The 21,852-nt window shown below is 64.0% G+C and carries 17 protein-coding genes; 15 read left to right on the top strand and 2 right to left on the bottom strand.

Translation table 11 applies throughout. The features are described from left to right. The first annotated feature begins 3 nt into the window (after positions 1-3). The 6 genes from Q6D67_RS09720 (at position 4) to Q6D67_RS09695 (ending at position 7,032) form a co-directional block, all read left to right on the top strand. The gene (locus Q6D67_RS09720; protein ID WP_304705410.1) at positions 4-1,797 is read left to right on the top strand and encodes a hypothetical protein; all 1,794 of its coding nucleotides are present in this window, start codon (positions 4-6) and stop codon (positions 1,795-1,797) included. 41 nt (positions 1,798-1,838) lie between these two features. Continuing rightward, positions 1,839-2,129, top strand: coding sequence for a hypothetical protein (locus Q6D67_RS21790; RefSeq protein ID WP_370551943.1), 291 nt, complete (start codon positions 1,839-1,841; stop codon positions 2,127-2,129). Further along, positions 2,098-2,733: a histone deacetylase family protein gene (locus Q6D67_RS09710; RefSeq protein WP_304705408.1), complete on the top strand. Its 636-nt coding sequence runs from the start codon at positions 2,098-2,100 to the stop codon at positions 2,731-2,733. The genes Q6D67_RS21790 and Q6D67_RS09710 overlap by 32 nt, the downstream gene beginning before the upstream one ends. Beyond that, complete coding sequence (locus tag Q6D67_RS09705) at positions 2,730-3,872, top strand: YcjF family protein (protein WP_304705407.1); 1,143 nt, start codon at positions 2,730-2,732, stop codon at positions 3,870-3,872. The genes Q6D67_RS09710 and Q6D67_RS09705 overlap by 4 nt, the downstream gene beginning before the upstream one ends. Next, positions 3,862-5,424 carry a GTPase family protein gene (locus tag Q6D67_RS09700; RefSeq protein WP_304705406.1) on the top strand — a complete coding sequence of 521 codons (1,563 nt, stop codon included), beginning with the start codon at positions 3,862-3,864 and terminating at the stop codon, positions 5,422-5,424. The genes Q6D67_RS09705 and Q6D67_RS09700 overlap by 11 nt, the downstream gene beginning before the upstream one ends. A gap of 126 nt (positions 5,425-5,550) precedes the next feature. Next, positions 5,551-7,032 carry an FAD-dependent oxidoreductase gene (locus tag Q6D67_RS09695; protein ID WP_304705405.1) on the top strand — a complete coding sequence of 494 codons (1,482 nt, stop codon included), beginning with the start codon at positions 5,551-5,553 and terminating at the stop codon, positions 7,030-7,032. Here Q6D67_RS09695 and Q6D67_RS09690 read toward each other — a convergent pair. Continuing rightward, entirely contained in the window at positions 7,029-7,964 is a 936-nt protein-coding gene (locus tag Q6D67_RS09690; RefSeq protein ID WP_304705404.1) for a DUF1853 family protein, read from the bottom strand. The genes Q6D67_RS09695 and Q6D67_RS09690 overlap by 4 nt on opposite strands. Positions 7,965-8,084: 120 nt before the next feature. On the opposite strand from Q6D67_RS09690, the gene Q6D67_RS09685 reads away from it, so the two are divergent. Beyond that, positions 8,085-8,624: a manganese efflux pump MntP family protein gene (locus tag Q6D67_RS09685; RefSeq protein WP_304705403.1), complete on the top strand. Its 540-nt coding sequence runs from the start codon at positions 8,085-8,087 to the stop codon at positions 8,622-8,624. Between the two features lie 31 nt (positions 8,625-8,655). On the opposite strand, the gene Q6D67_RS09680 is transcribed toward Q6D67_RS09685, so the two are convergent. Beyond that, positions 8,656-10,647, bottom strand: coding sequence for an LTA synthase family protein (locus Q6D67_RS09680; protein WP_304705402.1), 1,992 nt, complete (start codon positions 10,645-10,647; stop codon positions 8,656-8,658). A 163-nt stretch (positions 10,648-10,810) separates the two neighbouring features. On the opposite strand from Q6D67_RS09680, the gene Q6D67_RS09675 reads away from it, so the two are divergent. The 8 genes from Q6D67_RS09675 (at position 10,811) to Q6D67_RS09640 (ending at position 21,836) form a co-directional block, all read left to right on the top strand. Continuing rightward, positions 10,811-12,049 carry a cytochrome P450 gene (locus Q6D67_RS09675; protein WP_304705401.1) on the top strand — a complete coding sequence of 413 codons (1,239 nt, stop codon included), beginning with the start codon at positions 10,811-10,813 and terminating at the stop codon, positions 12,047-12,049. Between the two features lie 4 nt (positions 12,050-12,053). Continuing rightward, positions 12,054-13,718: a GMC family oxidoreductase gene (locus Q6D67_RS09670; protein ID WP_304705400.1), complete on the top strand. Its 1,665-nt coding sequence runs from the start codon at positions 12,054-12,056 to the stop codon at positions 13,716-13,718. Further along, on the top strand, positions 13,715-15,163 hold the full coding sequence (locus Q6D67_RS09665; protein ID WP_304705399.1) for a coniferyl aldehyde dehydrogenase: 1,449 nt from the start codon (positions 13,715-13,717) through the stop codon (positions 15,161-15,163). The genes Q6D67_RS09670 and Q6D67_RS09665 overlap by 4 nt, the downstream gene beginning before the upstream one ends. Positions 15,164-15,263: 100 nt before the next feature. Then, complete coding sequence (locus Q6D67_RS09660; protein WP_304705398.1) at positions 15,264-15,524, top strand: hypothetical protein; 261 nt, start codon at positions 15,264-15,266, stop codon at positions 15,522-15,524. Next, the gene (actP, locus tag Q6D67_RS09655) at positions 15,525-17,093 is read left to right on the top strand and encodes a cation acetate symporter (RefSeq protein WP_304705397.1); all 1,569 of its coding nucleotides are present in this window, start codon (positions 15,525-15,527) and stop codon (positions 17,091-17,093) included. 37 nt (positions 17,094-17,130) lie between these two features. Next, positions 17,131-18,075 carry a helix-turn-helix domain-containing protein gene (locus Q6D67_RS09650; RefSeq protein ID WP_304705396.1) on the top strand — a complete coding sequence of 315 codons (945 nt, stop codon included), beginning with the start codon at positions 17,131-17,133 and terminating at the stop codon, positions 18,073-18,075. 115 nt (positions 18,076-18,190) lie between these two features. After that, entirely contained in the window at positions 18,191-20,386 is a 2,196-nt protein-coding gene (locus Q6D67_RS09645; protein ID WP_304705395.1) for a TonB-dependent receptor, read from the top strand. A 28-nt stretch (positions 20,387-20,414) separates the two neighbouring features. Then, positions 20,415-21,836, top strand: a complete 1,422-nt coding sequence (locus Q6D67_RS09640) for an aldehyde dehydrogenase family protein (protein WP_304705394.1) — start codon at positions 20,415-20,417, stop codon at positions 21,834-21,836. Positions 21,837-21,852: the final 16 nt, after the last annotated feature.

The following is a 21,852-nucleotide window of genomic DNA, read 5'->3' as shown; positions in this document are numbered from 1 at the left end:
ATTTTGTCGCCCTCCGCTGTGCTGGCCATGGTCGCTGCCCTCACGTTCCTCTATGTCTATCCACTGCAGAAAATGACGTCGTGGACCCTGCCGCTGACGGTGCTGATGCTTGGCTGGGTTGTCTACCAGTACCTGGAACCGTTGCGCCTGCTGCAGCGGCACGCCTATCTGACCGCGCTGACCAGGCAGGAGAGCTGGGTCAGACGCTGGTTCTGGCGGGGCTTTCTGCTGCGTGTGAGGCTGGTGGTAACGGCGCTGGCGGCTGCCGTAATTGCATTGCTTTTTGGGGCGACGATCCGGCCCGAGGAGTGGCTTGTCGTGCTGGCCAGCGTGCCGGTCTTCCTGGCTGTCTTTGCGTTCGCCTCACGCCTGCTGCGCACGCAGCTTGCCACGCCCTATCATTTTCCGCTCACCCTGCGCTGGGCCTGCTGGACCACCCTCGGACTGCTGGTCATCGCACTGACGCTGTGGCAGGTGGTCTGGCTGGAAGTCCCGGCAAGCTATCAGGCCACGCTGCCGGAGGTGCTGGGCAGCGGTTTCCAACGCGGCGCGGCGGCCACCGCGATGCCGCTGGTGGGACAGGCCCTGGGCATCGCCTATGCGCTGGACGCCGGCATCTGGCACCTGATGCAGGTGACGACCACGGTCGCCGGCGCCAACCGCTGGGTTTTCCTGGCGGCCTGGGCGGGCGTGCTGCTCTGGAGCGCGCTCAAGGTGGCCGCCCTCTGGGCGGTACTGCTGGGGGCGGTTACCCTGGCAGTACGCTTGCAGGCGCGGCCCCGGCAGGTGTCGAGTGACAGCGCTACCCTTGCCGCGTTCGCGCTGGTCGTGGCGTCCCTCGGCATTGGCTATCTCGGCTTTACCCGCATTGACCTGCGCCAGTTTGCCGCGCTCGTCGACCCCTGTCGGGTGGTGGGCGAGGCGGAGCAGGCCAGGCTTGTCGCCGACGCCAATGCCCGCCTACTCGCGGAAGAACAGGCTTTCAGTGGCGCCATGAATAGTCTGGTCGATAGCAACTTCGAGGCCGCCTACACTTTCGCTGATCAGGGGGTCGAACGTTTCCTCGACTGGAACTTCAGCATCATTGGACAGTACCAGCAACTGGGCTGGTTGCTGGCGGCCCAGGTGAGCGACGTCTCCGCGGCCGACCAGATCGGCAGGCGGGTGGAAATGTTTGTGCACGAGGCCGTGGCGCTTGAACTTGCCGCGGCCGATGCCAGAATGCAAGTGGAACTGCAGAGCCGGGTGCTGGCGGCTTATGCGGAGCACGAGGCTTTTGTCAGGGCCGGGTTGGCGGGTACGCATTGCCTGGTGCCGCCAGGCCCCGACGCCAGCTTTGCGGGGCTGGCGGAGAAGTCCTGGGTTGGCGGCGGTGCGGTCGCGGGCCTTGTCGCCAGGCGTGCCGCCGCGGGCCTGGGGGCGATGGCCGTCAGCCGTGTGGGCATGCGGCGCGTCATGGCCGGGGTGGCGACGCGGGCGGGCGCCAGGGCGGCGACAGCCGGGCAGGCCGGCGGTACCGGGGCGCTCTGCGGTCCCATGGCCTGGGCCTGTATTCCGGCCCTGGCCGGCACTGTCTGGCTGGCAACAGACAAGGCACTGAACGAGGTTGATGAAGCGCTCAACCGGGCCCGTATGCGCGACGACTTGCTGGAGGCTCTCGATCAGTACAAGACCGCCCGCAAGCAGGAACTGACCAGTTACTACGCTCAGATCGCGGGACAGGTCTTCAGCGACATCGAGCATCGCCAGGGGGAGGTTTTCAACTTGTACCGGGACGGAGGGAGGGCGCCGATTTGACTGTAGCGTATCTAACCCACGATGATTGCCTGCTGCACGATATGGGCAGTGGTCATCCCGAGCAGCCCGCCCGTTTGCGGGCCATCCACACACGTCTGCAGGAAAGTGGGCTGCTCCCCCGCCTGCACCAGGTCGCCGCCCCCCTGGCCACCGATGCGCAGCTTCTCCTTGCCCATCCAGAGGCCTATGTGCGCCGGCTGGAGGCCCGCAGCCCGGCCTCGGGACTGTATCCGCTGGATGCCGATACGCACATGAATCCCCATTCCCTGGCCGCCCGCCCGGCGGGCTGCCGGTGCGGCAGTGCTGGGGGTAGATCTGTTGTTGCGTGGTGAGGCCCGCGCCGCGTTCTGTGCCGTGCGCCCGCCGGGGCACCACGCCGAACGCCAGCGCGCCATGGGCTTCTGCCTGTTCAGTTCGGTTGCCATCGCCGCGCTGTATGCGCTGGAACATTGGGGCCTGCAGCGGGTAGCCATTGTCGACTTCGATGTCCACCACGGTAACGGTACCGAGGACGTAGTCGCGGGGGATGAGCGCATCCTGTTCTGCTCCACGTTCCAGCACCCGCTGTACCCCTATTCGGGTACCGGCCCGGCGGCCGCCAATGTCATCAACCTGCCGCTGCCGGCGGGTTGTAATGGCGAGGGCTTCCGGGCGGTGATGCTGGAACAGTGCCTGCCCCGCCTGGCGAGCTTTGCGCCTGAGCTGCTGCTGATCTCCGCCGGGTTTGACGCCCACAGGGCTGACCCGCTGGCGGGTATGGCGCTGGAAGCAGCGGACTTCAGCTGGGTGACCGCACAGCTTGCGGAGCAGGCCAACAGTAGTGCTGGCGGCAGGGTGCTGTCCTGCCTTGAGGGCGGTTACGACCTGCAGGCGCTGGCGGACAGTGCGCAGGCGCACCTGGAGGCCCTGCTCGCAGCAGGGACGTCGCTGCCTTGAAGGGTTTTGCCGAGCGTCTCTACGCCGCTGTCGTCAACCCGCCAGCGGATGAAACCCTGGAGGCCGTGCACGACGTCCTGCCGCTGCCGGTCATCTGGCTGCTCGGCAAGACCGGGGCCGGCAAAACGTCGGTGATCCGGCAGCTGACTGGAGACAGCAGCGCCGCTATCGGCAATGGTTTCCGGCCCTGCACCTCGACTTCGGGAGCCTACGATTTCCCGGTTGACCACCCCATAGTGCGGTTTATAGATACCCGCGGCCTGGGCGAGGCGGAGTATGACCCGGAAGCAGATGTCGCTGAGCTGGGAACGGGCAGCCATGCCCTGCTGGTCGTGATTCGCCTGGACGATCCGGAGCAGAGCGTTGTCCTGCAGTTGTTGCAGGCGATGCGCAAGCGTTTCCCGCATATTGGTGCCGACGCCATTCTGGCCGTATATACCGGCCGCGACCTGGTGGCGGGTGAGGCCGGACGCCTGCGCACGCTGACGCATCAGCAGGCCGCACTGGAGGCGGCCTGGGGTAACCCTGTGGCCAACTGTCTGGTGGATTTCAGCTTAGTCGGTGAGGATTTTGCGGCGGACAACGGCGCCGCCGAACTGCGCGCGCTGCTAGCGGATAAATTGCCGCAACTGGGCTTGTGGTTGCAGCAACAGCGGGCCGACAGCAAGGAGCAGACCAATTTCCAGCGCCTGCGTGCGGAAGTACATTGGTACGCCGCCACCGCGGCTGCGAGCGACGCGGTGCCGGTCGTCGGACTGGCCTCCGTGCCGCTGGTACAGGGCAAACTGTTGCACAGCCTGGCGCGGCGCTACGGTACCGTCTGGGACCGGCGCAGCTTTTCTGAATTTGCCGGCGCCCTGGGATCCAGCGTTGCCCTCAAGTACGCGCTGGGCCACGGTGCCCGCCAGTTGGGCAAGCTGGTCCCCGGCTACGGTCAACTCGTGGGCACCGCCCTGTCGATGTCCGTGAGCTACGCCAGCACCTGGGCAATCGGGCGGGCTGCCTGCTATTACCTGTACCAGCGCGAGCACGGCCTGGCACCGGACCCGCAGGCAATGCGGGCGCTGTACCGTGATGCCCTGGGCAGTGGCCGGCAACAGGGTGCGGCGGTGGCGGAACAGGCCCGGCATGAAAAGTAACTGGTTGCGCACAGTGTGGGCCCAGCTGGGTGAGCGCCGCGCGGAGCTCTACCTCGCCGCCTTGTTGCTCTGGCTGCTGCCCGCCCTCGCGCTGCTGGTGCTGGGGCTGGTCTGGTTGTGGCAGCAGGGCTGGATGCTGTGGTTCAGCGGCGGGCTTTTCCTGCTGGCTCTGCTCACGCTGGGGGGGCGCCGGCTGCTGCGTCCCGGGAAGGGGGCCGCGCCGTCTGCTACAGCCGCAGTCACGCACCTCCCGCCGCGGCCGGAATGGGCAGCCCAGGATGAGGCGGTCTGGGACCGGGCTCGGCAGCGCATTGTGCAACTGGACCTGGCGGCAGTGGCCTGGGAAGAGATGCCCGCGCTGGCCATGGACCAGCTGTTTTTCGTCGCGCGCTGCTACCATGCCGACGACGCCGAGGCGGAGTACGCCTTCAGCGCGCCCGAGTTCCTGTTGATGCTGGAAACCTGCGCCCATCGCTATCGCGCCGACGTGCTGGCACAGCTGCCCATGGCGCGGCGCCTGCGAATATCGGACCTGCGCCGGTATTGGCGCCGGGGTGAGCAGGCGCATCGCCTCTACCAGCGCAGCTCGCCCTGGCTGCGCCTGGCCGGTATCGGCCTCAATCCCGCACAGGGGATCCTGCGGGAGCTCGGTTCACGACTGGCCGGGAGTATGCTCGGTGAGTTGAGCACGCAGGTACAGCAGAATCTCAAGCTCAACCTGCTGGAGCAGGTCATCCAGGTTGCTATCGACCTCTACAGCGGCCACCTGCAGTTATCCGAGCGGGAGCTGTCTGCCTGGCGCCTGCAACAGGAAGCGCCGGAGCCGGAGGTCCTGCAGCCATTGACCGTGTTGGTATTGGGGCAGGTCAACGCGGGCAAGTCCTCTCTGGTGAACACGTTACGCGCGGGTGCAGTGGCGGAGGTGGACAGCCTGCCCAGCACTGACGGATTTCGGCGCTACCCCCTGGAGTTGGTCAACGGCACCGAGCTGGTATTGGTTGACAGCCCGGGCCTGGACGGCAGTGATGCGGCCAGTGACAATCTGCTGGCGGCCGCCCTCCAGGCCGACCTGTTGTTGTGGGTGAACGCAGCCAACAAACCGGCCAAGGCGCTGGACCATCATTTCATGCTGCGCTGGCGTGAGTGGTGTGCTGCCAACCCCCGGCGGCGGCCGCCGCCGCTGCTGCTGGTGACAACCCACAATGATCTGCTGCCTCCCCGGGGGGATTGGCAGCCGCCCTACGATCTGGCTGCAGAGGACGATCCCAAGGCCACAGCCATACTGGACGCCCTGGAATACAGTCACCAGGCAGTCGGGTTCGAGGCGGAGGAGCCCGCTCTGGCCATTGCCCTGCCGCCGGCGCAGCCGACCTGGAATATCGAGGTGCTGCAGGAATTGCTGCTGGAAGCAGCGGGGCAGGCGCGCTCGGCTCAGCTCAATCGCCAGCGCCTGGAAGCGGCGGGCAGTCGTGGCCCGGCTCTGCCGCAGTTACTGGCCCAGGCCCGGGGCCTGATACATATCGGCAAGCAGGTATTTCGAGGGCGGCGCTAGCGCCGTAGCAGCCTTCCGGAATCACATATTGAACCGTTGCCAGCCGGTTGCCGCGTGACTTTGCAAATACCGGGCTTTGACGCCATATTGCCCTCCACCCTCGCCCGTAATGAAAGGAATGCGCCTGTGTCTCCCCGATTCTCCGCCGCCACGCCCTGCCGCCTTGACCAGGTGCCGCAATGGGATATTGAAACGGATGTCATCATTGTTGGCTTCGGCATCGCCGGCGCCTGCGCCGCCATTGAAGCGGCCAGCGCCGGGGCGCAGGTCACCATTCTGGAAGTTGCCGGCACCCACGGTGGCAGTGCGGCCCTGTCCGGTGGCGAGTTTTACCTCGGGGGGGGTACTTCCGTGCAGCGCGCCGCCGGCTTCGACGACAACGCCGAAGAACTGTTCAATTACCTGCTGCTGAGCGGCGGCCCCGGCGTGGATGCGGAGAAAGTGCGTCTGTACGCAGACGGCGCGGTCGACCACTTCGCGTGGATCCGCGCCCAGGGTATTCCGTTCAAGGGCACCTTCCTGCCCGGCAAGTGGCTGGAACCGGTCACGGACGACACCCTGATCTGGTCCGGGAGCGAGGCCGCCTGGCCTTTTTCCGCGGCGGCCAAACCGGCACCGCGGGCCCACGCAGCGCAGATGGAGGGCATGGGTGCCGGCCGCATAGTGATGGATGCGTTCGCAGCCCGGGCCCTGGAGGCGGGCGCTGAGGCGCACTTCAACGCCCGTACCCTGTGCCTGGTGGCAGACGGGGTGGATGCGGTGCACGGGGTGGTAGCCCGTATCGATGGGGAAGTGCGCTATCTGCGCGCCCGCAAGGGGGTGATCCTGTGTGCGGGCGGTTTCATCTGTAACACGGAGATGCTGCGTCGATTCGCGCCCGCGGCGCTGGAGGCCGCGGGGTACCCGACCACTGCTGGCAATGACGACGGCTCCGGCATCCGCATGGGTATGTCAGTCGGTGGCGCGGTCAGCCATATGGAGGAGTTCTTTGCCACCAAGCCCTCTTTTCCACCGGATAACCTGGTATTTGGCATTTTTGTCAACGAGCGCGGCCAGCGCTTCATCAATGAGGATGTGTACCACGGGCGCGCCACCCGCTACCTGATGCGCCAGCCCAATGGTCGCGCCTGGCTGTTGATGGACAACGCGATTTTCGCACGCCCGGATTTCAACCCGGATATCCACATCGCTGCGGTGGGGGAAACCTGGGCGGAGGTGGAGGCGGAGCTGGGCCTGCCTGGCGGCGAGCTGGTGCATACCGTGGAGTCCTACAACCGCTACGCGGCCGCCGGCGTGGACCCGGTATTCCACAAGGACGCGAAGTGGATGCAGCCCCTGGTGGAACCGCCCTTTGCCGCCCTGAGTTTTGGTGCCGACGACTACCCCGCAACCGGCTTCACCCTCGGAGGGCTGCTGACGCGGCCCAATGGCGAAGTCCTGAATGCCGATGGCGGGCCGGTGCCCGGCTTGTACGCGGCCGGCCGCACCAGCTGTGGCCTGCCGCGCTGGGGCGAGGGCTATTGTTCCGGGATATCGCTGGGGGACGGGAGTTTCTTCGGTCGGCTGGCGGGACGGCACGTGGCCGATCTGCAGGGTCAGCCCGACTAGCCCGGCCAGTCGCCATCGGTCAGGAAAAAGCGCTGGGTTTCGCAGCCCTGTCCATCCACCCGGGCAATTAACTGGGGCCGGCCGCCGCGGGCGAAGCGCTGTTCCAGCTGCGCGCTGAGATCTTCCGGCGCCAGGGTATTGGTCCCGTGCCGCAGTGGTGACAGCCAGTGCAGCCGCGGCAGTACGGCGAAGCGCGCTTCCGCCGGCACCAGGGCCCGCCAGGCCGCCAGCGTATACCAGCGCAGCAGGGGCAGGGCTGGGTTGTAACCGGCCGGCGGCGACAGTCTGTCCCCGGCCGGTTGGAACAGGGCTCCGCGCAGGGCGATTTCGCGCAGCGGATGCTCCAGTCCATGGCTCGCCAGTAGTGCACGGCCCGCTGGATCAAGCGACAGTCTGCTCTGGTGCTGTAGCAGGCGCTCCAGTTTCAGGTCCAGGCGGTCCACCGTGTTGGGTCCCAGCCACTCCCTTGCCGCACTCGGGTCTGGCCCCGCGGATGTACAGCGCCAGCCGAGGTAGTATTTCACCGCGAGCTCCAGATGTACCGGCCGCGCGCGTTGGTGGCAGTAGTACAGGCAGTCAAATTCTCCGAGGGTCCGGCCATTATTGCGCACCGGCAGGTTGTGCGCGAGTAGTTCGGTCTCGCTGTCGGCAGTCAGGAAGAACTGCCACAGCTGCTCAAAATACAGGCCCAGGCGGCTGGCAGCTCCGGCCTCCAGCCACGCGACAAGCGGCTCGGGTTCTCTGTCCAGATGCTGCAACCAGGCGGCCCGGGAGGCGGTCAGGGACAGGCCGGCGGTGGTGACCCCGCTGCCGGGTGCCAGTATTTCCATCTGCAGCAGGGGAGGGCCAAAGCAGGCCCATGCCAGGTCGCGCACTTGCGGGTTCGCCAACTCAAGCGCAGTCAATTCCGGGCAGGTGTCGGGCAATTGCATTGACGTCTCGCAGCTTCTCTTCAGTGGCGTAATGATAACGGCTGCAATCGTGTCCGTGCCATGGCGCAGTCGTCACCGCTTGCCTATAATTGCGCCCTCCTGACGCCATAGGACAGGCTCGTGATCGAAGTCCTGTTACTCGCCATCGCACTGAGCATGGATGCATTCGCCGTATCCATCGGTCTCGGCTCCAAGCCCCACGAAAGTTCGCGGCGGCTGGCGTTGCTGTGCGCAGTCTATTTCGGCGCCTTCCAGGGGTTGATGCCGCTGATTGGCTATCTCGCCGGTACCAGCGTGCTGGGCTGGGTGGAAGTGTATGCGCCCTGGATCGCTTTCCTGCTGCTTGCCTTTATCGGTGGCAAAATGATTGTCGAATCCTTCGGCGAGGGCGTGGAGGAGGACATCCGTCGCATCAGCCAGCGGGTGATGTTGCTGTTGGCGCTGGCGACCAGCATCGACGCCATGGCCGCGGGCTTCGCCCTGACCCTGCTGGAAGTGGGGCCGCTGCTGGCCTGCCTGATGATCGGTGTGGCAACGGCCTTGTTTAGCTGGGCCGGGGTGTACATCGGTATACGCAGTGGCACCTGGCTGGAGAGCAAGGCCGAGCTGGTGGGCGGTGTGGTACTGGTCTTGATCGGGCTGCGGATTCTGCTGGCGTGAATCCCTGCGCCTGTTGCTGGTGGCGAGTGCTTCAGCCAGCGTCGACCTGTTTCGGGGCTGCGACCGGGACCGGTTCCAGGCTGTAGCCCCCGGAGCGGTAGAGCCAGGATGGGAGCAGGGCATGGGCCAGGGCGCGTCGGTGTGCCTCGGGTGGCAGTCCAGCAACGGGCGTCACCTGCTTTTTAGCGGAATCGTAATGTGCGAACACCGGTGCCTGCTCCGGTGCGAGAATCACCAGTCTGCTGTTTTCCATCCACACGAAGCGGTCACCGAATTGCATCATGGCGCGCCCATCCTCCTGGTCACCGACCGTGCTGAAGTCGCGCCCCAGCATGGGATGGTTGGCGCTGATGCCGATTAGCGACAGGGCCGTGGTTGGCAGATCGATCTGGCTGGCGACGGTTTTGATACGCCGTGGGTCGATGTCGGCGCCCAGGATCAGTCCCGGAATGTGAAACCGCTCTACCGGCACCAGGTTGTCGCCCACCACCTGGTTGTCGTGATCGGCGACCACCACAAACACCGTGTCCTGCCAGTAGTCGCGGCTACGGGCCCTGGCGAAAAACTGGCCGAGGGCGTAATCGGCGTAGCGGATGGCGTTGTTTTCCGTGGCGGCCGGTTCTTCATACAGTTCGATGCGGCCCTCGGGGTAGTCGAAGGGGGTATGGTTGGATGAGGTGAACACCAGGCTGAAGGACGGCTGGCCGGTAGCGTGGTGCTGCTGCAGGCGCTCATCGGTCTTGGCGAACAGGTCCTCGTCGGAAACGCCCCAGCTGCCCTCGAATACCGGGCTCTCGTAGTCCCGCTCGTCGATAACCTGGTCAAAGCCGTTGGCGAGGAAGAACCCCGCCATATTGTCGAAATGCCCCTCGCCACCGTAGATGAATTCGCTGTGGTAGCCCTCGCGCCCGAGCAGGGCCGCCAGGGTGAAAAAGCCGCCACGCGACCCCAGCAGCTTGACCACGGCCCTGGCCGGTGTCGGCAGGAACCCGGTGGTCACGGCCTCGATGCCGCGCACGGAGCGCGTTCCGGTGGCATAGAGGTTTTCGAACCACCAGCCTTGCTCGCCCAGTCGCTGCAGATTAGGGGTTAGACCCTCAATGCCACCCAGTGCACCCACATATGTCGCCCCCAGACTTTCCTCCAGGATAATGACCAGGTTCAGGTGGCGCTCGTCGGTACGGGTGCTGCTCTGGTGGCGCAGTGTGGGCAGCCCGGTATGGTCGGCAAAATCGGTGATGCCGTAGTCCGCAGCCGTGGTTTTTACCGTCTGCAGTATCTCCGCCTCAGTCATTTTGCCGTAGCGCTCCCCGGCATGGGATTCGTGGCGCAGGTTGTACACCGCGTGGGCCAGGGACCAGGTGGAGTTGAGCATCAACTGGTTCACCAGGTTATCGCTGGCAAAGGCGAACCAGGACGGGTTGAGCGGGCGGTGGTCCAGGGTGGAGCGAACGCCCATGACCAGCGCAAGCAGCAGCAGCGGCCAGGCGGCCACCGTATGCCATGCGGGTTTCTGGAACGGAAGCTCGACGACCGTCCGTCGCAGCCACAGGGCCGCCACCAGTGCCGCCAGGGCAATGAGCCCGCTACTGGCCAGCAGTTGCAGCCGGAAGCCGCCCCAGAGCATCCGCAGGGTCTCGCCGGGCCACGCCAGGTATTCGAAGAACAGGCGATTGGGGCGTGCCTCGTACTGCCCCAGGAAGGCCGGAGTTGAGGCCTCCATGAATACCAGCAACAGGAGGCAGAGCGCCAGCCACGCCGCCGCCAGCAGGCGCCAGAGGGGCCAGCTCCGTCGCCACCAGGCCAGTGGCAGCAGCAGCGCCGGTGGCAGCAGTAGCAGGCTCATCATGATGCTGTCGGCCCGCAGCCCGTGCAGAAAAACCTGCGGCAGCAGGCCAGACGCGCTAACGCGGTCCAGGTGCCATAGCACCAGGCCCAGCCGGGCCGTGAGCAGGAGCAAAAGCCCCAGTAAAAACGCGTTCAGCAACATGCGGATAGCGGGTGGCGCAGATGGTAACAACAAGTTGTCTCCAGGGTTGGTTGCGGCTGTGGACAGCCTAGCCCCGCCAGCTTAAGGCCGGCTTAAAACACCCGGTTTGACAAGCAGAACACTCCACAAGACTATACAAATGTGCAATTATGTCGCATTGTCGTGGTGCCACCACTTTCCAGGAACGGAGCTCCCCATGTCAGGCTGTCCCTTTGCCAATTTGCTCGACCCCACCACCTATGTTGAGGGCATGCCCTATGCGGAACTGGCCCGGATCCGGGAGGCGGGCCCGCTGGTAAAGCTGGATGATCCCCTCACCGGGGTGCCCTACTGGGTGGTGACCCGGCAGCGGGAGCTGGACGAGATCTGCAAGAACCCGCAACGGTTTTCTTCTGCCGAGCGTTCACCGTTCCCCACGGAGTATGATGACTGGCTGGTCGCGGAAGTGCATCGCCGTACCATCATCGGCATGGACCCGCCGGAGCACCAGATCGTGCGCCGCATCGTTCGCGCCGCGTTCACCCCGGCCAAGATCATGGCCTACGAACCCAGCCTGCGCGAGCACGCCAAACGGATTGTCGATGCGGTTGCGAGTCGCGGGGAGTGCGAATTTGTCGAGGAGGTCGCGGCCGAGCTGCCGCTGATAGCGATCCTCGAGCTGCTTGGCGTCCCGATTGAGGACCGCAAGGAGTTTTTCACCTGGACCAACACCATGATCTTCGCCGATGACCCGGAGATGTCGGTGTCCGAGGAGGCTGGGCAGATCGCCTCCGCGGAGGTAATCGGTTACGCCATGCAGCTGGCGGAAAAGCACCGCAAAAACCCGCAGCCGGGACTGCTGCAGGACCTGCTGGAAGGCGAGGTGAAGGGGCGCACCATCACCGAGGAAGAGTTCGGCTGGATGTTCATCCTGATCCTGGTGGGGGGCAATGAGTCTACCCGCACGGTGCTTTCCCACGGCATGCGCCTGTTGATAGAGCACCCGGAACAGCTGCAATACCTGGTCGACAACCCGGAGCGTATCCCGGATGCCTGTGAGGAAATTCTGCGCTATAACACCGCCTTTACCGCCATGCGCCGCACCGCCATGGAGGATGTGGATATCGGCGGCCAGCAGGTGCGCAAGGGCGACAAGCTCGTGCTTCACTACCACACTATCAACCACGACGAGGACGTGTTCGGGGATGACGCCACCCGCTTTGACGTGCGCCGCGCCGAGCGCCAGCCGGATCTTGCCAACCAGTTACGCTCCTTCGGCATTGGCCAGCACTTCTGCATCGGCTCGCACCTGGCCCGGCTGGAGTTGCGCATCATGCTGGAGGAGATCATCCCGCGCCTGCGCAATCCGCAGTTTGTGGCGCCGCCGCGCTACGTGCAGTCGTTTTTCGTGAATGGCATGAAAGACATGCATATTCGCTTCGATCCGGAGGGCTGAACCGGTGTCAGTAGAGCAGTACGACTACATCATTGTTGGCGCCGGGTCGGCCGGCTGCGCCCTGGCCTGCCGCCTGTCGCGGGAAGCCAGCCGCAAGGTACTGCTGCTGGAAGCCGGCGGCCCCGACCGCAACCCCATGATCCAGATCCCGCTGGGATTCGCTTTCCTGATGAAGAATCCCGCGGTGAACTGGTGCTATGAAACCGACCCGGAGCAGCACCTGGGCAACCGCCGTATCGCCTGGCCTCGCGGCAAGGTTCTGGGCGGCACCAGCTCCATCAACGGCATGATCTATGTGCGCGGCCAGCGCGAGGACTACGATGGCTGGGCCAATGCCGGCGGCGAGGGCTGGGACTTCGACAGCGTGCTGCCTTATTTTCGTCGCGCCGAGCACAAGGCCGAGGGCGGCAACGCGCTGCATGGCACCGGCGGGCCGCTGTGGGTGGAGGAAGTTGCCGCGCAAGACAAAATGCTGCCCGCGGACATGTTCGTGCAGGCGGCGATGGAAACGGGGCTACCCTTCAATGCGGACTTCAACGGACCGCAGCAGGAAGGCGCAGGCTACTACCAGCTCAATACCCGCAAGGGCCGGCGCCAGAGTACCAGCAAGACCTACCTGGCCCTGTGCCGCTCGCGCCCCAACCTTACCCTGGTGACCGGTGCCCGGGTACAGCGGGTGTTGCTCGAAGACGGCCGCGCGGTGGGGGTGGAGTATAAAACCCGGCAGCGCAAAAAAGAGCAGACCCACCGTGCACACAGCCGGCGGGAGGTGCTGCTCTGTGGCGGCGTCATCAACAGCCCGCAGTTGCTGGAACTGTCCGGCATCGGCGACGGCAAACGTCTGGACGCGCTTAATATCAAGGTGGTGCAGGATCTGCCCGGAGTGGGGGAGAACCTGCAGGATCATCTCACCGTTAACGTGATCCAGGGTTTGCAGGGGGTCAGGACCTTTTACGAGGAGAGCCGGCCGCTGGCGCTGGCGGGCAACATTGCAAAGTACTTTGCCACTGGCCGCGGCCTGCTGGCGCATCCGGCCTCCCAGGTAGGCGCGTTTTTCCGCACCTCGGCGGCGCAGGCGCGCCCCGATGCCCAGATTCACTTTACTCCCGCCGCCGGCGAGCCCGACGCCAGCGGGGTGATGAAGACCCTTCCGGGCACTACCGCCACGGTCTGCCACCTGCACCCGACCAGCCGTGGCAGCGTGCACATCCGCAGCGGTCTGCCGGAGATGGCGCCGGCCATCATCGCCCGCTACCTGGACACGGAACACGACCGTCAGGCCATCATTGCCGCGGTAAGGAAAGTGCGGGAGATCTTCGCCGCCGCCACCTTCAACGGCTACCGCGACCGGGAGTATCTGCCCGGCGAGCGGGTGCAGACCGACACCGAGATTCTCGCCTATATAGCCGAGATTGCCGAGTCCGTGTACCACCCGGTCGGCACCTGCAAAATGGGCAGTGACCCGCTGGCGGTGGTGGACGAACGTTTGCGGGTGCGCGGCGTCGATGGCCTGCGGGTGGTAGACGCATCGATCATGCCCACCATTGTCTCCGGCAATACCAACGCCCCCACCATCATGATTGCCGAGAAAGCCGCGGACATGGTTCTGGAGGATGCGGGGGTGCTCACCCATGTACAAGCCACTGTCGCTGAGGAATTCGCATCATGAACCAGGCCCTTGCCCCGAAACCGGTTGCCGCGCCGCTTGCGGCTCTGCTGGACAACCAGCGCACGGCGTTTCGCGCCGAAGGCGAAGTCACCCTCGCCACCCGCATCGACCGGCTCGACCGCTGCATTGCGCTGCTGGTGGATCACAAGGATGCGATTTGCGAGGCGGTGGAACGGGATTTTGGTTGTCGCTCGCGCTACGTCACACTGATGATGGATGTGATGAACTCCGTCGGCAGCCTCAAGCATGTGAAAAAAAACCTGAAAAAATGGATGAAGCCCGAACGCCGCACACCGCTGATGCCGATGAATTTCCTCGGTGCCAAAGCCTACGTACAGTACCAGCCCAAGGGTGTGGTCGGGATCATGACGCCCTGGAATGTGCCGATCAACATGATCTTCAGCCCGCTGGCGGATGTGCTGGGGGCCGGCAACCGCGCCATGATCAAGCCGTCCGAGTTCACGCCGGCCACGGCCGAACTGATGCAGCGCCTGTTTGCCGAATATTTTGAGCCCTCGGAGATTTGCATGGTGACTGGCGGGCCAGAGGTGGGCGCGGCCTTCAGCAGCCTGCGTTTCGACCACCTGATCTTTACCGGTGCCACCGGTATTGGCCGCCATGTCATGCGGGCCGCGGCGGAAAACCTGGTGCCGGTGACCCTGGAACTGGGCGGCAAGTCGCCGGTGATAGTGTCGGCGCAGGGGGATCTGCGCAAGGCCGCTGAAACCATTATCACCGGGAAGGCCATGAACGGCGGTCAACTCTGTGTCAGCCCGGACTACTGCTTCGTCCCCAGGCATCAGCTGGAGGCGTTCGTACGCCAATGCCAGGCGGTCATTGCCGGGATGTTTCCCACCATCCAGGGCAACCCGGACTTTGTCGCCTGCGTCAACGAGCGCCACTTTGGCCGCATCAGCGGCTATATCGAGGAAGCGCGCGACCAGGGTGTGCGGGTGGTGCCGCTGTGCCCGCCGGGGGAAGACATTTCCGATCCGGCCGCGCACACGATTGCCCTGCATCTGTTGATCGACCCCGCGGAGGACCTCGCCTGCATGACCCAGGAGATTTTCGGCCCGCTGCTGTGCATCAAGACCTACAGCGCCATCGAGGAGGTGATCGACTACATCAATGCGCGGGAAAAGCCGCTGGCCCTGTACTACTTCGGTACCGACAAGGCGGAAAAGGAGCGCGTGCTGGGCCGGACCAGTTCCGGTGGCGTGGCGGTGAACGCGATCGCCACCCAGGTAGGTTGTGACGACCTGCCCTTCGGCGGTATCGGCCACAGCGGCATGGGCAACTACCGCGGCCGCGACGGCTTCCGCACCTTCAGTCACGCCCGCGGCGTCTATGAGGAAGGCTGGGTGAATATTGCCAAGCTGGCCGGAACCCTGCCGCCCTACGGTGAGAAGATCGCCAAAATGCTGGAGAGCCAGATCAAGCGCTGAATGGACATTTGCTACCGCGAATCGTTGACGGCTGCCGGGGCTGCGCTGGTATAGTCCGTGGCCGACCCAGCCACAAAACTATAAACCTCCGGGAAGACGCATGGACGAAGCCGCCAAACTCCGGGTGATCAGGGCAAGAACGCGGCGTCGCTTCGTGTTCACCGGGATTACCCTGGTACTGTACTTTTCTTTTGTCCTCAACTGGACCGCTGTCGGCGACAGCCTTGCGGAGCGTTTGGGGGCGTCGCATGTCACCGGATCCCTGCTCATGTTTGTCTCGCTGGTGATCTTCTTCATCCTGCTGGAACTGGTGTTCCTGGTCCTCAACCAGGCCACCACCCGTTCCGGGGAGGAGTCTTAGGTGAATCCTGTCGCCATAGGCATGTTCCTGGCGTTTGTGGTGGCGACGCTGTGCATCAGCTACTGGGCATCCCGGCGCACCCACAGCAGCCAGGATTTCTATACTGCGGGCGGCCAGATCACCGGGCTCCAGAATGGCACGGCTATCGCCGGCGACTTTATGTCCGCAGCCTCGTTCCTGGGGATCACCGGGCTGATGTTCCTGGGCGGTTTCGACGGCCTGGTGCTGGCTCTGGGCGCGTTTGCCGCCTGGCCGCTGCTGCTGTTCCTGCTGGCGCGACGGGTGCGCAATCTGGGCAGCTTTACCTTTGTCGACGTTGTCTCCCAGCGCCTGGAGCGAACCCGGATACGCCTGGTTGCGGTGGGCGGCACCATTGTGGTGGTGGTGCTGTACCTGATAGCGCAGATGGTGGGTGCCGGCACCCTGATCCAGCTGCTGTTCGGCTTGCCCTATGAAGTGGCGGTCATTGGCATCAGCGTGCTGGTACTGGCCTATGTGACCTTCGGCGGCATGTTGGCCACTACCTGGGTGCAGATCATCAAGGCAATCCTGTTGATGACCGGGGTCACGATCACGGCGTTCATGGTCATGTACCTGAGCGGCTTCAGCCTGGAGACCCTGTTTGCGACCGCGGTGGCAAAGCACCCCCAGGGTGAGCGCATTCTGGCTCCGGGCGTGTTGTTCGATTCGCCGGTACAGGTGGCAACGATCCTGGTATCCATGTTGTTCGGAACCCTGGGGCTGCCCCATATACTGATGCGCCTGTTCACGGTGCCCGACATGCACGAAGCCAAGAAGTCGGCTTTCTACGCATCCCTGTTCATGGGCTATTTTTACCTGGCACTGGTGATCGTCGGCTTCGGCGCGGTAGCCTTCCTCTACGGCAACCCGGTGTTTTTTGCCGGCGATGGCCAGTTGATCGGCGGCAGCAACATGGCGGCGATCCACCTCGCAACCGCGGTAGGCGGCAACCTGCTGACCGGGTTCATGTCGGCGGTGACCTTCGCCACCATTCTGGCAGTGGTGGCCGGTCTCACCGTGTCCGGCGCCGCGGCGATATCCCACGACCTCTATGCGGAGCTACTGTGCAAGGGCGCGCCGGATCCCCGCAGGGAATTGCAGCTCACCCGAATCACGACCGTTGTTATCGGCGTCATCGCCATTATCCTGGGTATCCTGTTCCAGAACGAGAATGTGGCCTTTATTGCCACCATGCCCATGGTGGTGGCAGCGTCCGTCAACTTCCCCATCCTGTTTCTCTCCCTCTATTGGTCGGGGCTCACCACCCGGGGCGCGATTGCCGGCGCCCTGGTCGGGCTGGTGTCGTCCGTGGCGCTGATCGTGGTTGGTCCCCAGGTGTGGGTATCCGTGCTCGGGTTTGAGCGGGCCCTGTTCCCCTACGACTACCCGGCCCTGTTCACCCTGCCGCTGGCGGTACTGGTAATGTCTGTAGTATCGTGGCTCGATAACTCCGAGCGAGCGGTTATCGATCGGAGCAATTACCATTCACTGCTGGTGCGCTCGGAATTCGGTGAGACTGGCCGGCCCCCGCCGGTGGCGAGACACTGAGCAGCCGTTGGGCAGCGCAACAAGAGTCGGAGAGGCAATGCTGACGACGACCGCATCTCTGGAAAGCTTCGATGACCAGGTCCGGGAGACCTTTTTTCCCATGGACTGCGAGCTGGCGCGGGGTTATCCCGGCGAATTTAGCGGTCTGCTGAATTCACGCCAGCTCGGCCAGCTTGGATTTGCCGCGGTCAAAAGCACCCCCCTGGACGTCTACCGGCGTCGCCACCATATCGGCCAGGTGACGGATTCCATCTATCTGGTCAAGGTGCAGGTGGCGGGTGAGAGCCAGGTGATCCAGCGCGGGCGGGAGGCACACCTGCAGCCCGGGGACTTCACCCTGTGCCTCAGTTCAGAACCCTACGAGCTGCATTTCGCCAGCGAGTACTCCCAGGTGGTGCTGGCCATTCCCTCGCCGCTGATGGAGGAATGTGTGCACCAGCCCGAGCGACACCTGGGTGTGCGCATGGCTGCCCAGAACGGGGCCAACGGCCTGTTCTCGCAGTTCGTGACCTCCATCGCGCAGAAGCTGGATGACATGGATGGCGTCCTGGCGCAGCGCCTGGAGGCCAATGTGATTGACCTGCTGGCCACCACCCTCAGCTACACCGGGGAAGTCCAGCGCCGCGATCTCCTGTGCAATGGGGTCAAGCAGGAATACCTCAACAGGATCCGCCAGTTCATTCGCAAGCACCTCGGTGACCAGCGCCTGAATCCCGACTGGATAGCCGCCGCGCACAACATTTCCACGCGTTACCTGCATATGCTGTTCGAGGCAGAGAGTGTGTCGATTTGTCGCTACATCCAGCAGCTGCGCCTGCAGGGCTGCAGCCAGGCATTGGCAGACAACGCTTTTTCCCGATTTACGATTGCCGAGGTGGCCTACCACTTCGGTTTCAAGGATGCATCCCACTTCAGCCGCGCGTTCAAGGCGGAATTTGGCCTCTCGCCAATCCAGTTCCGGCGCGAGCACGGTGCCGGCTGAACAGGCTTCGCTCACAGTCAAGCCACGAGTTCGCTGGTGCGCAAACGCTTTCGCGGCAGGTCTGTTTAAATGATGTGTTACAGGACTGCATAACAATTACGTGGAGAAGTATCATATGAACACTACCAGACGACCCATCGCAAAGGCCCTGTCGCTCATCGCAAGTGGCACCGCCCTCTGCCTGCTGGCAGGCACGGCGCAGTCGCAGGTGCTGGAGGAAGTAACCGTCACCGCGCAGAAGCGGGAGCAGAACCTGCAGGACGTGGGCATTTCTGTCACCGCGTTCGACGGCAACCAGCTGGATGCCCTGGGCATGACCAGTTCGGTGGATATCACCCAGCAGGTGCCCGCCATGCAGCTGCAGACGTTTACCCCGGCCTTCACCATTATCAACCTGCGCGGCATTTCCCAGAACAATTTCCAGGACAACCTTGAGGCCCCGGTCGCGGTCTACGTGGACGGCGCCTACGTTCCCAGCATGAATGCGATCGCCGGACAGCTGTTCGATGTCGACCGGGTAGAGGTGCTGCGCGGCCCGCAGGGGACCCTGTTCGGGCGCAATACCACCGGCGGCCTGGTGCACTACCTGACCAATGGCGCCAGGGACCAGGAGCTGAATGGCTATCTGCGTGTGCAGGGCGGCGAGTTTGGCATGCGCGCGCTGGAGGGCGCCATCGGTGGCGGCATCAGTGACACCGTACGCGGGCGCCTGGCGGGCCGCTGGGAGGAAAACGACGGCTACACGGAATCCGTGGTACCCGGTATCCGCGATGCTCACGGCGCCGATGGCTACACCTTGCGCGGCTCGCTGCAAGTGGATCTCACCGACGATCTGCTGTTCGACCTGCGGCTGACCAACTCCAAAGACGATGACGTGCCCTCCGGCACCTATTCCATCAACTTCGCCGACTTTGACCCCGAGACCGGCCTTGGGGTCGACGTGCCCGGGCGACTTACCGACGGGCTCGAGCACGCTTCCTCCATTGAGGGCAGCTACAGTCGCGATTCCAACAATGTCACCTCGACCCTGACCTGGAACCTGTCCACGGACCTGGAATTGGTGTCCATTACCAATTACATGGAACTGGACAAGGATTACCTGGAAGACGCCGGGGGCGGCCTGTTTTTCTTCCCCTACGAGAACAACACCGAATTCGACACCTTCTCGCAGGAATTCCGCCTGTCCGGGGGCAGCGACCGCCTGCGCTGGCAGACCGGCCTCTACTACCTCGACATGACCACGGAGAATAATTCCAGCGTGCGCGGGGCCGCCATCCTCGAGGGGTCCGGGGCGATCTCCGATTCCGCGGTGCAGTTCACCGATTACAAGCTCGACTCCAGCAACTGGTCGGTGTTCGGCCAGATGGAGTTCGATTTCACCCAGCAGTTGACCCTGATTGCCGGTGTGCGCTACTCCGATGACAGCAAGGACCTGGAGTTTCTGCAGCACTACGCCGAGCCTGATGCCGGCATCCCCCTGGCGCAGATCTTTGACATCTCCGCTGTGCCGATTGCCGGCCTCGATGAAATCGAGTACGACGACGTTGCCGCGCGGGTGCAGTTGAACTATGTCACCGACAACGGGGCTCTGTTTTACGGCTCCTGGAACCGCGGGATCAAGGGGGGCAACTGGTCCATCGATCCGCTGGGCACGGTCGCTGCCATTGAACCGGGCAACCTCAAGCACGATGAGGAAGTCCTGACTTCCTGGGAGCTGGGGGTCAAAACCGATCTGACGGACTGGGCGCGGTTCAACGCCGCGATTTACTACTATGACTACGAGGATTATCAGGCGTTCTCGATTCTGGGCCTGACGCCCCAGGTGACCAACTCGGACGCGGACTCCCGCGGCGGTGAGCTGGAGCTGACCCTGTATCCCATGGCCGGGCTGGATCTCCTGTTCGGTGCAGCCTATATCGACTCGACCGTCGACGCGGTACCCGATGTCTTCGGCGGCACGGTGGAGGCTGAGTTCCCCAATGCGCCGAAGTGGAGCTTCAATGCCCTGGCGCGCTACGAGTGGGATGCGCTGGGCGGCACGATGGCGGCACAGGTGGATGGGGTCTGGAATGACGACCAGTTCATCGAAGCCACCAACTCCAATATCTCCGCCGAGGATTCCTATCTGGTCTGGAATGCGCGCCTGTCCTGGGCCAGCGCCGGCGACACCTGGGAAGTGGCCGGCTGGGTGAAGAATGCCGGTGACGAAGAGTATCGTCTGTACAACCTGGATCTCGGCCTGCTGGGAATCAGTGAGGAGGTCTTTGCACCGCCACGCTGGTACGGCGCCACCCTGACGTACAACTTCTAGCACGCGGACAAGAATCGACGGAGTTTCCATGAGCGAGTATCAGATGATAATCAACGGCCAGAAGGTGGCGTCCGACGCCACCTTTCCGGTCATCAATCCCGCCACCGAGGAGGTTGCTGCCCAGTGCCCGAAGGCCACCGAGGCCCACCTGGACCAGGCGGTTGCAGCGGCCAGGGCGGCGTTTCCCGCCTGGAGTGCGCGGCCGGGTGCCGAGCGCGGGGCCATCATTCATGAGATAGGGAAGGCGATTGAGGAGCACCAGGCGGAACTGGTCTCCCTGTTGACCCTGGAGCAGGGCAAGCCCGGCACCGGGTTTGCGGGGATGGGCGCGGCCTTCGAAATCGGGGGCACGCTGGCCTGGTGCCACGCCGCCGCCGACCTGGAGCTGCCGGTGGAAGTGATCCAGGACAACGACGAAGCGCGCATCGAGGTGCATCGCAAGCCGCTGGGCGTGGTGGGTTCGATCACGCCCTGGAATTTCCCGCTCATGATTGCGATATGGCATGTCATGCCCGCGCTGCGCAGCGGCAATACTGTGGTCCTGAAACCTTCCGAGTACACGCCGCTGACCACCCTGCGGTTTGCCGAAATCATCAATGACCTGTTGCCGCCGGGCGTGTTCAACGTGGTCACCGGTGACGGCGGTCTGGGGGCGGCAATGACCAACCACCCAGACATCAACAAGATTGTTTTCACCGGCTCCACTGCGACCGGCAAGAAGATCATGCAGAATGCGTCGGTGAACCTCAAGCGCCTGACCCTGGAACTGGGTGGTAATGACGCCGCCATTGTGCTGCCGGATGTCGATGTGGCGGCGATTGCACCCAAGGTCTTTGCCACGGCCATGTTCAACAATGGCCAGACCTGCGCCGCCCTCAAACGCCTGTATGTGCATGAAGACATCTACGAGGAGATGTGCGATGCGCTGGTGGCGCTGGCCAACAGCGTCACGACAGCGGACGGCAGCACCGATCCCGACTTTGGACCGGTCCAGAACAAGGCCCAGTTCGCCAAGGTCTGTGCCATGGCAGACGAAGCCAGGGCGAGTGGCGCCCGTTTCCTCACCGGCGGTGAGCCCATGCCTGGTCCGGGTTACTTCTATCCGGTTACTATAGTGGCAGATATCGATGATGATACCCGGCTGGTGCGGGAAGAACCCTTTGGGCCGATTCTGCCGGTAATGAAGTTCAGCGACGTGGAAGATGCCCTGCGCCGCGCCAATGACAGCCCCAGCGGGCTCGGCGGCTCGGTGTGGTCCGGCGACCCGCAGAAAGCGGCGGCGCTCGCCAGCCGCCTCGAGTGCGGTACCGCCTGGGTCAACACCCATGCCATGATTCAGCCTGACGCCCCCTTCGGGGGCTCCAAAGAGTCCGGCATCGGGGTAGAATTCGGGCGCTACGGCCTGGAGGAGTACACCAACATCCAGACGGTGTATATCAGCAAGACCTGAAACAGGAAAAGCGACT

Source organism: Haliea sp. E1-2-M8, assembly GCF_030649675.1.
Taxonomy (GTDB): Bacteria; Pseudomonadota; Gammaproteobacteria; order Pseudomonadales; family Halieaceae; genus Haliea.
This window is presented reverse-complemented; position numbering and strand designations above follow the sequence as displayed.

Bases quoted from the DNA above. Each gene is read 5' to 3' on its own strand.
- Q6D67_RS09660 (WP_304705398.1), top strand. From the start codon at position 15,264: ATGGACGAAGCCGCCAAACTCCGGGTGATCAGGGCAAGAACGCGGCGT.
- Q6D67_RS09690 (WP_304705404.1), bottom strand. From the start codon at position 7,964: ATGCAATTGCCCGACACCTGCCCGGAATTGACTGCGCTTGAGTTGGCG.
- Q6D67_RS09645 (WP_304705395.1), top strand. From the start codon at position 18,191: ATGAACACTACCAGACGACCCATCGCAAAGGCCCTGTCGCTCATCGCA.
- Q6D67_RS09650 (WP_304705396.1), top strand. From the start codon at position 17,131: ATGCTGACGACGACCGCATCTCTGGAAAGCTTCGATGACCAGGTCCGG.
- Q6D67_RS09640 (WP_304705394.1), top strand. From the start codon at position 20,415: ATGAGCGAGTATCAGATGATAATCAACGGCCAGAAGGTGGCGTCCGAC.
- Q6D67_RS21790 (WP_370551943.1), top strand. From the start codon at position 1,839: ATGGGCAGTGGTCATCCCGAGCAGCCCGCCCGTTTGCGGGCCATCCAC.
- Q6D67_RS09665 (WP_304705399.1), top strand. From the start codon at position 13,715: ATGAACCAGGCCCTTGCCCCGAAACCGGTTGCCGCGCCGCTTGCGGCT.
- Q6D67_RS09675 (WP_304705401.1), top strand. From the start codon at position 10,811: ATGTCAGGCTGTCCCTTTGCCAATTTGCTCGACCCCACCACCTATGTT.
- Q6D67_RS09700 (WP_304705406.1), top strand. From the start codon at position 3,862: ATGAAAAGTAACTGGTTGCGCACAGTGTGGGCCCAGCTGGGTGAGCGC.